Here is a 16,130-nt window from a genome sequence, read left to right on the forward strand (position 1 = left end):
TTCAAAGTCGGCAAAGCCGCTTGCCGTTGATATCCACACTGAATACGCCCCGGCCAGCCTCGAACCTATAGACCGCCTCATATCCGGCGATCTTCAACATGCGCGGACGGGATGGATCTGGCCCAAAGCTCGTCGGCTTCTCGGCTGCCGGGCTAAACCGCAGAAAATGAACACCAGCCAGTGGCCACTACAGCAGGCTTTGCTGCAATGGCTCGCGATGTTCCCAGACCTTTACGATGATCGACTCTGTGACCAACTTCCCAGCGTCGACGCTTTGCACTTTGCGCAGATCAACAAGCAGGACGTCGCCCTTGCCGAACCTTTCGCCGGCGTCAATTTTCGCCAGGAACTCGGAATCTTCAATCGACGCGTGGAACGCCGCGACGCCGTCATGCACGCGCCACTTGTTTCCGTCCTTGAACGTCAGCGATTCGATCTGCAGCATGATTTTTTCCGAAGTCGTGTCCGAGATAATCTCTGCTCCGTTGTCGGTGACGGCCGCGCTGAACGAAGGAACCTCTTCGGCATGGATATCGAGCACCTTCTCGCCGCCCATGACGATACCGAAGTCGTCGATCCCTTCGCGTTCGAGCGGCGACACAACCTTTTCAAGACTGTTACGTACGACGCTGTTTCGATAGATTCGAATGACGTTGCGCTCAACCTCAACCGATTCGGTTTGCGTGATCCATACGCGCGCGATTTCGCCTTGCTGCTCAATTCTGACGGGCTTGCAGCCTTTGAGCTTGCGTAGCAGCTGGACGAGACCGACGCCACTGGATGCGCTCATGCCGATAAGGCCGAGGATGCCCCCGGCATTCGCGATTGCTGACGCACCCGTGCTCGAAAAGATGTCCTTGAGCTGGGAGAGGAGGTGCTGGGTTGCGATAAGGTCAATGCCAAACGAGCCGGCCTTGAAGCTCGCATTTACCTGTACACGAACGTCAGCAGCGTCGCCGTTGACTTCCTTGTTCACAGCGGTGAACAGATCTGCGAAGGCTACGAGGGCAGGCGCGAGGTCGCGCACGTCCATCCGGTGCTCCGCGAGAGCCGGACCGTCGTACACGACATGGAAGCGCTCATGGTTAGCCATTTCCATAGTCTACAGGGTGTCGGGTGAGTTCAGATTTTACGTCGTGGCACCGAAGTGGGTGCGCGCATGATGCCCGAGCCGAGATTAACTAGCAATTGGGAAACGGCGAGGATGGCGAGCGCCGGAGCGTCGTATGATGTCCGAAAACGAGATCCGAAGCGCGCTACGGGCTTCAGAAAAGCAAAACGTTAATATTCGTACACGGGCTTACAGGGCCGCCCGACACCGGTCGAAATCGGCCACACGCGTATCTTCGCGTGCTGCGATATGGCCGCTCGCGTAATGCCGAGCGTACCGATCATCGCCTGCGTCACGCCTTCGCCGTACCCGAAAATGGCGCGTGCGTGGTTCGATTGTTTGCGGCTGGTGTCGGAATAGTGGGCCATGACGAAATCACCTCGGACGGATGTTTATCGAAGCATCCGTTTGCGACAGGGTCTGTGTTGACGGCGGTTTAGCTGATAACTAACCCCTTTCGGGTTGGCATGATCCGTTGATATTCCGTAACCTATGAGTTACAATAATTGGCATGATAAAGCTGATCGTTACCCCCGAATTCGACGCTTGGCTTTCCCGCGTGCGAGATCGCCAAGCGGCAATGGCGGTCACTGGTCGGCTCAAGCGGGCGGCGCTAGGCAACCTCGGATACTGGCGAGCGGTTGGCGGCGGCGTCTCGGAGATGAAGATCGACGTAGGCAAGGGGTACCGGGTTTATTTCACGCAGCGCGGCGACGTGATGGTGATCATCTTGTGCGGTGGCGACAAGTCCACGCAGTCCGAGGACATCAAGCGGGCGAAGGCCATCGCGAAGGAACTGGAGGATTGAGATGAAAGTAAGCGAGTTGATGGAATTCGACGCTTCAAAGTATCTGAAGGACGAAACCGATTACCGCCTGTACCTTGCGCAAGCATTTGAGGGCGGCGATCCGGTCGAGATTCAGGCGGCACTCGGCGACGTAGCAAAGGCGCGGGGCATGACGGCACTCGCGCGCGAGTCAGGGATTGCGCGTGAGGCGCTGTATCGGGCGCTTTCCAACAAGGGCAATGCCGAGTTCGCGACGATCATGAAGGTGATTGCGGCGATGGGCCTGCACCTGACGCTGACGAAGCCCGATGAAGGTGTGAAGGCGATGGTTAAGACAAAGACAACAGCGAAACCTGTCACGGCGAAGAAGACCGCGCCAGTCGCAAAGCATGGCGTCCGCCCGGCGACGAAGGGTCGTGCCAATGCTGCGACCGGGAAGGCCACCAAAGGCCGAGCCCGAGCCAGCGGCGCGCACGCCCACGCCTGAAGCACAATCGTCCACGCAGCCCGCTATCAGCCGACATCGGCATCGCGGGTTCTTTCATTCGGAACATCCAACAACGCATGGAACGCGAATACCGGCTCGAGCTGCATCGGGACGACTTCGCCAAGGCGGTTAGATCATTGTTCACGAAGGACGAGCGAGATGATGGCTATCTGGTGCTTTTCGTTCAACGATGAACGGCTTACGCTGACGCGGATTTACCGCATCATTGCGTAGGGTGGATGTATCCGCATCATGCCGCCCGCCCCAAAACCATGAATAAAGATAGGGGCAAACACGACATCTGTAGCGGGACCACGACATTTGAACTAGGCGGGGACACCGTCATAGGCTTCTGCGAAGTCGAGACGACGCAATAAGCCCGAGTTAGAGTACTGACTGTCTCACGGACGTCTTGTTGGAGTTGTTTGGCTTGTCCGACCGCTATCTCAGTGCACAGCCCTGATAGTGCATTGTCAACTTGACATAATTAAATTAGCAACATTGCGTATGTAGGAATACATATGAATGTCAGCCGGAGAAGAGCCCGCGCGCGAGCATCGCACCATTGAAAATGCGACAATAATTGCCTTCAGTGTGCAGCCGGAGGAACATTGATGCCCGATAACACCTGTGTGCGGTGCGGAGCTGTCACACCACCGCACGACGTAGTCAGCGTCGCCTCAGCCGATGGCGCCTTCCGGTTGCTATGTAGTCGCTGTTTCAACGTCGAGATGGCGCATCGTGCAAAGATCCACACTTTCGAGCATCCGGAGTTCACGCCCGTGCGTCTGGCCGATGCTGATGGTGTCGTACATGAGTTCCATTTCCGCAGCCTGCTGTTCGGCGACCAGCTCTCGCTGGAGGCATTCGAGCTGGTTTCCGGGAACGAGGACTGCGCAGGCTTCCGTTTCCAGCTTCTCGGCGATCCCAGGTCGGACCCGTTCGAGCTACTCGGCGATCTGGTGCAGAAGGTCAAACGCGCTCTGGCGGTCAGGCACCTGGTCGAGCATGCCGGCAAGCTTGATGTAGCCGGAACGATGGTCCGTGGGCGAATCGAGTGGGACGGCAATGACAACGGCCGCATGCCATGTGTAGTCATTGACGGCAGACGGGTCGACTGGACCGATTTTGGCGCGATGTTAATGGCGTTCGAAGGGTGGCAGTTCCGGGTTGAGCTGGTGGATCCGAGCGATGAGGCATGAGGCCGATTGATGTTGACGTCGAAGATGACGTGAGGCCCGATCTGGATGGATGAATCGGTGCTCACGCGCGAGCCTTCGGCCCGACACCACGGCGCGCGCAACCGGCTAGGGACACGGCCACTAGAAGTGCACCTTCGACGAGCAGTAGCACCCTGTGCCGCGCGTTAAAGTCGACAGCGTCATCCAGGCTGACAGACCCGGCACGGGACATGCCGCTGGTCGGATTGAACGACATCATCGTCGCGTAGCCGACGATCATCACGAGGCGCACCCATGGCCGCGTGTCGCGATTCGGTTACAAGGAAACCTCGGCCGTCAACGCGTCCCACGGCGCGCTCAGACGTCCTTCTTCACGCACGACAAGGCCAGCATTCTCCAGAATCACCACGTCTTCGTAGACCCGTTTGTAGTCCCGATCCAGCGCAGTTGCCAACGCCTTCACGTTCTCTGCGCCTTCGCGATGTAGATGACGAAGCATCTCGAGGCGCTTTGGCGACAGCGCAGCCAGCATCTCCTCGAGCGACAAAAACGTCACGTGCCGCTCTTCGAAATTCTCGCCTGCCTGAGCACGGTTGAACGCCGCCGCGAATCGACGACCCATATCGCGCGTACCACCAACATGCACATTAAGTTTGCTCATGATTCACCTCGCTCACGTTCTACATCATCCAGAAAATCAGCCACCATCTGCTCAGGTGTCGAAAACGCGTACGGCTCTTCCTGATCGCGATAGTGCCGGTGGTCGCCTTTGCCCCGCTCATTGTCGTAGCCGATGATTCGCTGACCTGCACGACCGTAAAACAGGCAGTACTTGAGACCATGCGGTCTTTCGGCGTCGCTTTCCGGAAGTCGCCAGATGCGCATTTCGAGAATGGCCCCGTCCGGGTAGGCGGTTCGGTCCTCGAATAGGAGTGTGGCTTTCATCTTCATATGGCGTAAGATGCCATACAGACGTTATGGCGTCAAGCGCCATAATAGAGAGCAGGGAGTCCGGCGACGCGAGGGTGTGGTCCGCTATGCGCGACCTGCAATGTTAAGCGTTGTTCGACGTCTGCCCATGTCTGCGGACGCGTGAGTCCGCAGCGGCGTATGTGGGCAGGCGTTGGACAACGCTCGAGGGAGGAAACCGCGGAGTGTACCGACGCGGCTATGGGGATTGAAGTGATCGCGCGGCCCGGTTGATCACACGTTGATGAGCTGAAGCCGGGGCTGGCTTGATGCCGTTGTAATAGCGATGCTGTCGCACAGCGCCTCTGTCGGGATTCTCAACAGGCGGCAACCTCTGCCGGGTGAGATGCACACGAGCGTCTCCTGTTGGCGCTCGTTGCCGAAGAGCCGACAGTCGGACTGATGATGCCTGATGCCTGGTCATTCTGGTTCACGCCTTACCTCTGGAGCCAGGTGGCGCGCGAATCGGGTGGCTGCGCAGCAGGATATCGAGGATGACCATCGGCGCGCCGCAGTGCCGGCAGACGAATGGCGGTGCCGTTGTGTGGGCTGACGCGTCGTCACTGGCGGCAGTGGTTGCCGGAGCGCGCAGCAACGCGCGTATCGTCGCGAGGCTCTGCCGCCGCACCGGGTTGGCGAGCAGACCGTAATGGCGGATGCGGTGGAAGCCTTCGGGCAGCACATGCAGCAGGAAGCGCCGCATGAACTCCTGGGGCGCGAGCGTCATCGTCTTGTGGCGTGTACGACCGCTGGCCCGATAGTCCTTCCAGCGGAAGGTCACGCCGCGCTCGTCGAGCGCGATGAGTCGCTGGTTGGAGATGGCCACGCGATGCGTATAGCGCGACAGATACGCAAGCACAGCTTCTGGTCCTGCGAACGGCCGCTTCGCATATACGACCCATTCGCATGCGCGCAGCGGCGCGAGCCACCGCGCGAAGGCAGCGGGATCGGCAAGTGCGGCGTAATCACCGAAGAACCGCAGCTTGCCCTGGCGATACGCATGGGTGAGCTCTTCCAGTACGATCGCAGCAGTACGGACCTTCTTGAGACGCCGATGACGGATGAGCCGCCAATGACCGGGTACGCAGTCGGGTTGCTCCGCCATGTCTTCGCCGCGATCGTTGAGTGCGCCGTCGTATCGCGGACAGCTTGCATCATCACGCTGGCGAACAACGTGTTCTCGCGGTAGGCGTTCTGTTGGTGTTGCGTATACGCGTGTTTTGAACTCAAGCGCTACGCGTGCCGTGTGTCGTTGCACGCCCGATTTTCCTTCGGGCACATAGTGAGGGAAAGTGCTTTTACTCTTCCTGGATAAGTCCAGGTCGATATCGACCGTGACGTAGGGCTGCTCCTGACTAGTCGATGCCAGCACGTTGCCATCTGGGTCAATCACCCAACCTAACCCTCCGCAATTTGCTCGATCGCCGGCTGGGCACCAAAGATTGGACGATAGGCTATATGCCCCAGAGCACACCGCTAGCGCGTCCGCCAGCCAACCACTTGTCGGTTGATTCGTGCGGAGTAGCCCCAGGAACGCAGACCATATCGGCCTTCTCGGTTCCATAGAAGCGAGCCCATTCCAAAAACACTTGGTCGACTTATTGAGTGCCTTCGGGCGGTGGTACAACTTGTTTCGCGCACCCTTGGGCTCAATGGATGTCAATCATGGACGATGGATTTAGAATTTGGGGTGTAACAGTTGTTCTTTTTCCTCGCCTACTTTGCGACGCGGCGTATTGCTTCCTGCCAGCGTGCGAGCGCATTTTTTACTCGGTACACACGGCGATCATTCGATAAGCGTGCCGCGATATCTGCCATTTGATAAAGCACCTTTGCACGATCGGCGTGCTGACAGAGAACGAAGAACCAGGTAAATGGGTCTGAAGAAAACACGCGATCAAAGTTTTCGACCATAAGCTCGCGTGGCCGAATCGGGAACAGATGCTGGATTGCTGACGCCAATTCGCGGAGCGATTCGCTGGAAGAAAACGCTTCGCAGAGCGCCTGCCTGAGCGGGCGATAGAACTCTGGCCACAGGCCTACGCAATGCAACGGATCCGAGTTGCCATGCAGCAGCAACTGTCCGTCCTCAGGAGGAAGCGGGGGTACTTTCTGAAGCCTTCTGAACCAGGCTTGAAAAGCCGCCCACGGCTGACCATCGAGGTCATGGGCATCGTCCTCCCATGCTTCGGTTTGAAGGTGATCGAGGATAACCGAAGGCGTACCCTCCAAGTCCCGCCGGCATGAAACCAGTCCTGCGATTGGGATCGAACTCAAGTTCGGCTCTAGGAACTGCCAGTCGTGAATGGCCGCAATTCGTGCCATCTGTTCGGATCGAACTTCTGCTTTCAGGAAATCCTCAGCCAGGAAACGCCTCCCTTCGAATGCTTCGACCATTACCATGGTATCAACGATCTTCAAAGTGCTTCCATAGGGCTTGCAGCGCGGTAGCCAGGTTTCGATCAGTTCGATCATGTCGGGTGGAAGAGGCCCTTCCGTGCCAAACATCCGCAGACGCGTGAGCCAGTGCATTCGCATGAGCATCGGTCGCCAGCGGCGGGGACCGTCCCGGAACTCGTCCGATATTTCTTGGCAAATTGCACCGGTCGACAGCCGTAACTCGTCCCACCATCCGCTGTCGCAAGCAGCTTGCAAAGCAAAGGTCGGAGGACGGCCGATCTCGCGGGTCGGCCTATCAAGATACAGCTTCAGGGCAGTGAGCGGATCACTGTTGTCGACGATGTACTGACCTCGGCCTGCCTTGCCATTTACCCCCTCCAGCAACGCCGACCAACTTGATGGAGTGAGTTGTTCCATCGCTTCATGGATGTCGATCTCTTTCCCTGCCCGGTTTGAAACGAGCGCACGCAGCATGGCAGGCAGTTCATCAACGTAGGGGCGCAGTACGCTGCTGTATCGAGCGACCTGCTCAGACAGTTCAGCGGCTTCGGCTGGGTTACGAGCGTCCATCATGCGGTGGTACAGCGCCATAGCCTCGTGCCACATTCCGGTTCGAGTCGTATGGTATCTAAGGGCGCGGGCGCGAATTCTCGTTGCGAGCGCCATTGATTCAACATCGCTTCTGCTGAGTTTGATCAAGATTTCGCGAAGGTCGGGTCGCAACCGCAAACGGCTACCGTAAACGGTCATCACGAGCCAATTTACTCTACTCAAAAGGTCGAAGATCTTCTCGGCACGGCTTTGCCGAGAGTCAATCTCTGGCTCAATTTCGGGAATGAGGACGTCCCGGATCAGTTCAATGTCGATTTCCGGGAGCGTCAGCGAGGGGAGGGCGTAGCGCCTCGCGAGCGGATTGTCCACATGCTTCAGGATGCGCTCATACAGGTAACCGGCGACCAGTTCCGGCGGAATGTTTCCTTTCTCCAGCGACGCAATGAGTTCAGCCTGCCGCTCTTCAGGCTGATTTAACGTCGCTTCAGCAGCAAGATGTACAACCAGTGGTGTACGGCTTGGCAGGGCTTCAACAAGTGCCCGCGCAAGTTCCTTATCACATCCACGATTCTGAAGCAGCTTTTGCGCTCCGTTCCGTGTCAGGTCGCCGACGTTGATGTTTTCACGTTTTAAGATGGGCATCTGAACGTCTTCAAGCGTCGAGCGTGCGGCTATGATGATCGAGACGCTAGTGTGTTCGTTCGACGTCTGAACGCTTTGCATCCACTCAAGCATCGACGCAACGGCGTCTGAACCCGCGCTTTCAACACGCTCAAACGTATCTGCAACGATCACAAAGTGTGTGACACTCTTGCGCGCCTGGAACAGGATATCGATCAGGCTCGAACGATCGAAGCCCCGGCTTCCTTCACGGATGTGCGATGAACTATATGCGTAGCCGGAGTCGGAATCGTCGAAAGAACGGTTGCTGCGAAGTTTGTCCGCAATTTGATCGGCCAGATTCCTACGCATAGCCCGCGCCATTTCTGCGCACTGCGACGCTAGTTCTGGTATGGATCTACCGATCTGCGTGACAAGTTCACGGTCAAGGGCGCCGGGATTTTGAACGTCGAGATCAGCCCGATCGAAGTCGAGCAGAACAAACATCGTGCGGGATCTCTCGCGGTCAACCTGGGCCATCAATTGCGCGATTAATGTTGACTTGCCGACACCGCCTCTACCGCTGACGCAACATACGTTCAACGTCGAACTCGGATAATCTGCTCGACGCCCGAGGAACGCACGTAAGCGTCGCATCGGACCGGCCCGGTCGAAAAAACCATAATGCGTCATTCGCTCAACATCATCCTGTCGGGTCGCCTGATCAAGACGTTTGACCAGATGGTTGGCAATCCCGTCATATGCGAGTGCCGTCGTCGCAGAAGTCCATTGTTGTGCAGCTATAAAGTCCTTGATCTCACGAACGCTTGCGTCGTCGAGACGGAACGGCACAGCACCGAGAGCCTGACCAATGGCGAGCGCCACTCCGTCCCGTGTTTCAACCGCAATCTTCCGCGCCGCAATTTGTACGTCTTGAAGTCCCCACTCCGACAGTATATTTCGGCGCGGCGTGTCTAGCATCCTCCATTTGCCATCCTGGTCGCCCCGACCAATTTCGCAATCCTCGAAAAGTCGATCGATGAGGTACAGAACAAGCTCAGGATGCAGGATCTTTTGGACCAGATCATATGGCTGGGTCCAACCGCGAAGCGCCATCGCACGTCGCAACTGTGGTAATAGTCTTGTTTGCACAAGACCATCTTTGTCGAGAGAATTCATGTAGTGTGCTCCGCGACGGAAAGTTCGTGGGCCACCTGAAGCACGATGCGCGCTGCGTCGATGAGCGCGAGATGTTTCATCCTCACACCTAGCCGATTGGGGGCATCCCACAATTCCTTCGCGCGGGTAAGCGCAGTTTCTATGTCAATCCCTCGTTGCTCACTGACTGTTCTGATATGCGAATTGACTTGGCCAATTTTCAATGTCCTTGGTTCACTCAAGCCGAGTATCTCGTGCGTAAGCAATTCATCCGTTAAGTCCTGAGGTGGAGCACAGAGCAACATCTTCAGCCGCGAGCGTTGGGCGCAGAGAATCGAAAACTGTAGCCAGAATGGCTCAACCTCCTGCCAATACGCGCCTTCCTCGAGCTCGACGGCAATTGTGAGTTGTCCCCGGGCATTATTTGCTGCCAGCGATTCGTAGTGGTTCAGGATTGTTTCAGCGTAGGTATTCCGGATTTGGCCGTCCAACGACCGCCACCGTTCGTCAAAGGTCACGTCTGGAGCCAATTGCTGCGCCATATCGCGCAAGGGCAACTGACTTGCGACCCCTGACGGAATGATCACGATCTCGTCGGCCGCACAGCGCGCCCGTGCGAGTCGGAGTGCGAACGACTTGCCCGCGCCCGGTGGTCCGACCACCGCCAGCAGTCGAGGTTGCAATCCCGGATCGTACTCGTCGAGGCTGCCTGCAAGGGTGCTCGCATCGGCGGCCAACCATTTGTCAAGGTCAGGATTTGGAAAGACTGGATAGTAAACGTCGTCAGGAGACGCGCTGCTCAGGCCATCGGGTGACATGCCTGCCTGCTTAAGTGCAGTCCACCACGCTCCAGCAGATGCCGCATCTTCGGCAACCTGACGTGCGGCGTAGTTTGCCCAGTCGTGTCGTACATCTTTTGACTGAAAGTAAGTTGCGCCCTTGGCGTTGCCGTCAAACAGCTTGGGCTGCGTTGCGTCGATCGCCGCCACGATATTCTGGATGATCGTCGCCCGGTTATGAAGGATGTTCCCCTGATTATCGAGAATCTTGCCCTCATGCAATCTGTAATGGTCTAATTCCCTCGGACAGGTCGATAGGAGGACAATCCGGAATCGACGAGGAACAGAGCTAGATGACAAGGAAGCGCCGACAATTCGATGCCAGCTTCAAGCTGGAAGTGGTGAAGATGATACGAGACCAAGGCTTGTCGGTGGGCGAGGTTTGCCGGTCGATGGACCTTGGCGAGACGGGGGTACGGCGCTGGCTGGCGCAGTACGACGCGGAATGCGCGGGCGGTGCTGGCGCGGGCAAGCCGCTGACGGCCGAACAGCAACGCATTCGGCAACTGGAGGCGGAGAACCGGCAACTGCGTGAAGACAACTCCCTGCTAAAAAAAGCCTCGGCCTTCTTTGCACGGGAACTGAAGTGAGTTACCGCGCGGTAGCCCACTTGCAAGAGAAGGCCGTATCGGTCAGTGCCGCGTGCCGGGTATTGGGGGTAAGCCGCTCGGGCTACTATGCGCACCGGCGCGCCAAGCCGAGCCCAAAGCGCCTGCATGAGCAGACCCACATCAGGGCAGCATTTGCTGCCAGCGGCGCGAGCTACGGCAGCCGGCGTGTGATGCATGCCGTACGCGAGCAAGGGCTTCGCACGGGCCGCCATCGGGTGCGCACGCTGATGCGCGAAGCGGACTTGCGCACGACGTGGAAGCGCAAGTTCGTTTCGACGACCGACAGCAAGCATACGTTGCCGGTGGCCGAGAACGTGCTGGACCGTCAGTTTGACGTGGCTGAGCCGAATCGGGCGTGGGTTTCGGATATCACGTATATCCGCACGGCCCAGGGCTGGCTTTATCTGGCGGTCGTGCTGGACCTTTACTCGCGCAAGGTCGTGGGCTGGTCCATGGCACCCAGCATGCCGGCCGGATTGGTCATGTCGGCACTGACCATGGCGTTGCAGCAACGCCGGCCAGTGCCGGGATTGGTCCTGCATTCGGACCGTGGCAGCCAATATGCAAGCGACGCATATCAAGCCTTGCTCAAGCGGCATCACGTGGTTTGCAGCATGAGCCGCAAGGGAAATTGTTGGGACAATTCGGTGATGGAACGCTTCTTCCTGAACCTGAAGATGGAGCGCGTATGGCAGCGCCGGTACGCCAATCACGACGAGGCACGGCAGGACATCACGCAGTACATCGTCGGCTTCTACAACCCCGTGCGCTTGCACTCGACTTTGGGCTATCTGTCGCCCGCCGCCTACGAGGCGAAATCGACAGCAAAAGAACCTATCTGCCTGTCCGAAATTACTTGACCACCACAATCCCAATGGAACCGCGCGAGCATCGAGCAACGGTGCTCCCGACATACCGGCCGCTGTGTTGAGCGAATGCAGCAGACGCGCTGCCGCTTTGTCGATGCCGGTCAGAGGTGCTAGGTCATATTTGCAGTCAGAGCCACCGGGGTGCCCAATGATGAAATAGCGGCGCCCGTCGGGATCGGTGCCGATCGAATCGGGGAGCCGGCGGCCTTTTTGCCGGATATCAACGGCGGGGATATGTTCAGGCACAGAAACCTGGAGGCGTACCAGTACATAGTCGAGGCAATCGGCTGATCGCAACGCATCGTCCTTGTTCGCGATGCACGAAGGGCTCCACGATACATTCCATGCCTCAGCGGGTCGAACTTCGAGAGGCCACGTGCCCGCCAAAGTGTCAAATCGATTGTAGAACACAAAGCGCAATCGATCGCTGCAACTCTCGTCGGCTACGCCATTCTTCATCAGGCCAGTGTCCTCGAGGACGTGAGCCGCAGTCAGGATGAGATCAGGTGAAACTAGGAAACCTGTGCCAATCGCTGAGCCGCCGTCTTTGACGAGACAGACGGCCTTGGCAACGCGAAGGACGCGGCTAAGGTTTTCTACATCCTCGAGTCCCTGGCCAGCGTTAATAATCCCCTCAGCAAGCCCCTTTGTAGATCCGCTAACAAGCTCCAGCCGACTTTTTCCCTTGAGCACTTGCGACTCCAGTGCCAAGGCATTTGCTAACACTGGAAGCAATTTGGCCTTGGAAGCGGCGTTCACAGCCACTTGACACGCTACCTTGGCATCGCCGTAGGTCGCCCGAATCGCTGCAAAAGACCGGCAAGACGGGTCCCGAACACGTACATGTTCTTCATATACTAGTTCGAAGGCAGCGATGTCTTGGATCGCGAAGAAATACAACGCTTCTTCCTGATCAGGAACTGGCAGCGAATCGAATGTAGGGTGCGGTGAATCTGGCAACAGATTTTTCATATAGTTTTTGGCATGGTCACTTCATGCGGCAGATCCAAGGCCAAGCGCGTACAGCATTGCGCGCGCGGAAGGCGTGGAAAATCCATGCGCACAGTTTTTTTCGAGATCCTCTCCCGAAAAATGAAGCCCGAACGCGCGGCCGCCGTCGAGCCATGCAAAAACACCTGAGCCTGAATTGCCGCCGAGGGTGGTAGCGTCGTGCCCGAACACCCACACTTGCGTATCATCGGCGATGAATCCAGGCGAGCGGTGGATCACCCCCGGGGCGACGCGTTTTACTCCGTATGCCTGTCCAAAGAGCTGCTGGTCAATCCATTGCCAGTCAATGCCATTGACAATGCCTGTTCTTTCGTATGGCGGCCCGGGAAATCCGACAATGCAGATTGAATTCAGCGCCGACGCCTTTTCAAATTCCGCATTACCATCAATCTGCACGTCTTCAGGCCATTCTTGCTTCCCAAGCGGATCGAGTCTCATCACTGCGATATCCAGTGACGAGAAGGGTGCGCGTCCCACGGCCGGAATCAGCACGTCCCGGACCGGAAATACGTAGCGATCTTCGGAGCCGAACTCTCCATCGAATTCGATTTCCAATCCGTCGAGCACAGCGTAGCGGCTAACATGCGCATCAGAATTCCTGATCTTTTCTTTCACGATGTCTGCCGATTTCAGAGCATCTACTGCAACATGACGGTTCGTGACTACAACGCCTGTTTCACCGTTACACAGGAATCCCGATCCGAAATATCGCGTGCTGGAGCCGTTCACGGGTTGAATTCGCCCCGTTGCGGACGCGATTCGCGTGAGCCGACTCCCCGCAGCGACGAGCGATTCTTGCCAAAGGGCTGCGCACGGATGATTCACATCCGGCTCGCCATGACGAAGCAACAGACTCGGACGTGATCCATCCGCCCTGATCACAGCTTCAAGCGCGCAGAAATCGTTTCTCGTAATCGAAGTTGGGGCTTGATCAAGCTTGTCGAGCGCGTGTTCGACAAGATGATTGACTATTCCTAGGGCACTTGTTCGGGCGCGCTCGTCAGAGGTCATGCCGTCCGCATGCGAACGCAAATCTGCGAGCGCGCGATCAAAGTCATGCAGAACATCGTCAGCAGAGGGAAGAGCATGTGCAGTGCTCAGTCGTGTTACGGCTTCCACCGCAGTAGCTCCGTGGCTAACATCTCGACGAGCAGAAAGTAACGTCCGCAGGCGCGCGATGTGAGATTCGGCGTGCGCGACTGGGGCGGTCGTGTTCATTGGATTTCGCCCTCAATCAATTCTGCCAGCTTTGGTGATGTTGCAACCGCCCGACTTAACCGGCCCGACAGGCGGGACCGCGAGGCGCGAAGAGTTGCACTTTCGCCACGTTCACCGGCTTGACGCACTTGCGAAAACTTATGTGACTGGAGCAGCGGAAATTTTCAAGCTAGTTGTCGCCTCAACGAATAAATTTCAGGCGGCCTTTCGCTTCAGATTGCGGCGTTGTTGATGGATGCCCTGGTCATCGATGCGATCAGGGTTCAGATGCACAGCATCGACGCGCTGCCAGTTGCGCGTGCGGCCCTTCCATCGAAGCGGATTGCGCTGCCGAGCACTCGCGTAAAGCGCCGTGCGTCGTTCCAGAATATCCTGATCGAGGTTGGCATGACGCTGCGCGGGCGTCACAAACCGGATTGCGCTGTGACGATGCTCATCGTTGTACCAGCGCACCAGTGCGCCGACCCAGGTACGTGCGGCCAGCAGGGTATCGAACGCTTTGAGCGGGTAAGCGGGCCGGTACTTCAGGGTCTTGAACAGCGACTCGGAATAAGGGTTGTCGTTGCTCACGCCCGGGCGACTCAACGACGGCATGACGCCCAGCGCCTGGAGGGTGGCGAGCATCGTCGCGCCTTTCATCGGGCCGCCGTTATCCGAATGCAGAATCACCTGGTTGGGCCGTATCGCTTCGCGCGCGCAGAGGTCCCTGAGGACTTCGCTGGCCAGTACGCTGCTTTCCTCGGCATAGACCTGCCAGCCGACGATCTTGCGACTGAAGACATCCAGAAACAGGTAGAGATAAAAATACTGTCCACGGATCGTCGTCGGCAAATACGTGATGTCCCAGGAATACAGCTGGTTCGGCGCGTCGGCGCAAACTGAACGGGGTTTGCTGCGAGCGTGGGCCGGCCGTTCGCTGCGCCGGTGGGCGAGTTGCTTCTCGGCCTTCAGTACCCGGTAGAACGTCGATTCGGAGGCAATATAGCGTTGCTGGTCTGCCAGTCGCGGCACGATCTGGCTTGGCGGCAGATGACCGAATTCGGCCGAGTTCGCGACTGCCAGAAGCTCGGCGCGTTCCTCGGCAGAGAGCTTGTGGCGCGGCTCGTGGTGCCGTAACGAGCGCCCGTCCATCGCGTCAGGCTCGCCCCGCTGCCAGCGCTGAACTGTGCGCGCGCTGAGCCCCAGAATCTCGCACGCGTGCGCCTGCCGAGCCCCGGCCAGGGTCGCCTCGTTGATGAGGCCGATCAATGCCTTGCGCTCTTCAGGGGCCGTCATTCGGCCTCGTCCCCGAGGAGCGCGCGGTACTTTTTTTGCAGCACCAGTAGCGCCGCAGCTTCGGCCAGCGCCTGCTCCTTGCGCTTCAGTTCGCGCCGCAGTTGAACATTGGCCTGCTTCAGATCCCGTACTTCCTGGGCGCTCTCACGTCGGCTACCGGCTGCGCCAACGGCGCAAAAATCCGCTCGCCACTGCGCGAGATGATGCAAAAACAGGCCGCGCTCCCGACACCAGCCGTTCAATGCTTCGTCCGCCAGGCCGTGGCTCTCCTGCAAGGCAATCAGGCGTTCTTCCAGCGACCAGTCTTCCGGACGCCTTGTGTGCCCAGAACTCGAGCTCCGGTTCGCGGCGGCGGTGCCTCTCATCCAATTCCTTAATGTCAGTACGTTCACGTTCAATTCGTCAGCCACGGCGCCAACCGTTCGGCTCCCGCGCTGCAGAACCTTCGACAGCGCCTGCTCCTTGAACTCAACAGAATACGTTTGTTTCGTCTTCAACTTGTACCTCTGACTCTTCTTGATAAGAAAGTTCAGAGGCGACAACTACTATGACGCCGGGGGCCACGTAATTATGCCAAACGACGTACGGCATGAAGCCCGAGATGAGCGATCAGCCTAGACCTCGGATCTACGGGCCTCATGTACGAGGCAATTCACGGCTCTATGGTGGGCTCAGCCGACGCCGGAATACAGCTGGCAATCGAACTCTAGCGCATCGTATGGTACTCGCAAGAACTTCAAATATCGACCAAAACTAAGCTGGCGTCATCCTTTGATCGGCGGGGCATCGAATCGGCGTACTGTGGCGATCGAAACAGTCGCCCCAGGTTATCCATCTTTGACTGCGGGGTTCCCCCTGCCGAAATCGTAAAGCGAAGCAATCTTGTCACCGCATCATGCCCACAAGAGCAGGGGGAGCGTTAAAAACCTTGGGGGTTCGAGTTTGGGCGCCTGGGCTTTCGACAGTGAGGTACGCCGGAGACGGAAATGAAAGTCACAATTCGCGTCGACCTCACCACGGACTATGGTGAAACAGAGAGCCACCATTAATGGTGCGGAGGAA

General features: G+C 57.8%; 10 protein-coding genes and 4 pseudogenes. 4 read left to right on the forward strand and 10 right to left on the reverse strand.

The window, feature by feature from the left end; all coding sequences use genetic code 11:
* Positions 1–187: 187 nt before the first annotated feature.
* A complete protein-coding gene (locus OKW30_RS40235) occupies positions 188–1,033 on the reverse strand; it encodes a hypothetical protein (protein WP_429349526.1) in 846 nt (281 codons plus the stop codon).
* A 248-nt stretch (positions 1,034–1,281) separates the two neighbouring features.
* Positions 1,282–1,479, reverse strand: a complete 198-nt coding sequence (locus OKW30_RS40240) for a hypothetical protein (protein WP_429349527.1) — start codon at positions 1,477–1,479, stop codon at positions 1,282–1,284.
* 143 nt (positions 1,480–1,622) lie between these two features.
* Here OKW30_RS40240 and OKW30_RS40245 point away from each other — a divergent pair, with 143 nt between their 5' ends.
* The 3 genes and pseudogenes from OKW30_RS40245 (at position 1,623) to OKW30_RS40255 (ending at position 3,587) form a co-directional block, all read left to right on the forward strand.
* Positions 1,623–1,919, forward strand: a complete 297-nt coding sequence (locus OKW30_RS40245) for a type II toxin-antitoxin system RelE/ParE family toxin (protein ID WP_429349528.1) — start codon at positions 1,623–1,625, stop codon at positions 1,917–1,919.
* A 1-nt stretch (position 1,920) separates the two neighbouring features.
* Positions 1,921–2,197, forward strand: a pseudogene (locus OKW30_RS40250) (addiction module antidote protein); the annotation flags it as partial.
* Positions 2,198–2,999: 802 nt separating this feature from the next.
* Positions 3,000–3,587: a DUF7713 domain-containing protein gene (locus OKW30_RS40255; protein WP_429349529.1), complete on the forward strand. Its 588-nt coding sequence runs from the start codon at positions 3,000–3,002 to the stop codon at positions 3,585–3,587.
* A 295-nt stretch (positions 3,588–3,882) separates the two neighbouring features.
* On the opposite strand, the gene OKW30_RS40260 is transcribed toward OKW30_RS40255, so the two are convergent.
* The 5 genes and pseudogenes from OKW30_RS40260 to OKW30_RS40280 form a co-directional block, all read right to left on the reverse strand.
* Positions 3,883–4,227, reverse strand: coding sequence for a hypothetical protein (locus OKW30_RS40260; protein ID WP_408370626.1), 345 nt, complete (start codon positions 4,225–4,227; stop codon positions 3,883–3,885).
* A complete protein-coding gene (locus OKW30_RS40265) occupies positions 4,224–4,517 on the reverse strand; it encodes a toxin-antitoxin system TumE family protein (protein WP_429349530.1) in 294 nt (97 codons plus the stop codon). The genes OKW30_RS40260 and OKW30_RS40265 overlap by 4 nt, the downstream gene beginning before the upstream one ends.
* 448 nt (positions 4,518–4,965) lie before the next feature.
* A pseudogene (locus OKW30_RS40270) lies at positions 4,966–5,622 on the reverse strand (IS91 family transposase); the annotation flags it as partial.
* A 629-nt stretch (positions 5,623–6,251) separates the two neighbouring features.
* Complete coding sequence (locus OKW30_RS40275; RefSeq protein ID WP_429349531.1) at positions 6,252–9,266, reverse strand: ATP-binding protein; 3,015 nt, start codon at positions 9,264–9,266, stop codon at positions 6,252–6,254.
* On the reverse strand, positions 9,263–10,306 hold the full coding sequence (locus OKW30_RS40280) for a hypothetical protein (RefSeq protein WP_429349532.1): 1,044 nt from the start codon (positions 10,304–10,306) through the stop codon (positions 9,263–9,265). Before OKW30_RS40280 ends, OKW30_RS40275 begins: the two co-directional genes overlap by 4 nt.
* Positions 10,307–10,377: 71 nt before the next feature.
* Between OKW30_RS40280 and OKW30_RS40285 the strand changes: the two genes are divergently transcribed.
* Positions 10,378–11,555, forward strand: a protein-coding gene (locus OKW30_RS40285; RefSeq protein ID WP_429346789.1) for an IS3 family transposase whose coding sequence is annotated in 2 segments (ribosomal slippage) — positions 10,378–10,645 and positions 10,645–11,555 — 1,179 coding nt in all. Because the reading frame shifts where the segments join, the coding sequence is not laid out codon by codon here.
* Between the two features lie 24 nt (positions 11,556–11,579).
* Here OKW30_RS40285 and OKW30_RS40290 read toward each other — a convergent pair.
* From OKW30_RS40290 to OKW30_RS40300, 3 genes and pseudogenes are all read right to left on the reverse strand, one after another.
* Positions 11,580–12,536 (reverse strand): annotated as a pseudogene (locus OKW30_RS40290) (trypsin-like serine peptidase); the annotation flags it as partial.
* Between the two features lie 21 nt (positions 12,537–12,557).
* Positions 12,558–13,793: a trypsin-like peptidase domain-containing protein gene (locus OKW30_RS40295; protein WP_429349533.1), complete on the reverse strand. Its 1,236-nt coding sequence runs from the start codon at positions 13,791–13,793 to the stop codon at positions 12,558–12,560.
* A gap of 195 nt (positions 13,794–13,988) precedes the next feature.
* A pseudogene (locus tag OKW30_RS40300) lies at positions 13,989–15,565 on the reverse strand (IS3 family transposase).
* Positions 15,566–16,130: the final 565 nt, after the last annotated feature.

Source organism: Paraburkholderia sp. Clong3, assembly GCF_050436485.1.
Lineage (GTDB): Bacteria > Pseudomonadota > Gammaproteobacteria > Burkholderiales > Burkholderiaceae > Paraburkholderia > Paraburkholderia tuberum.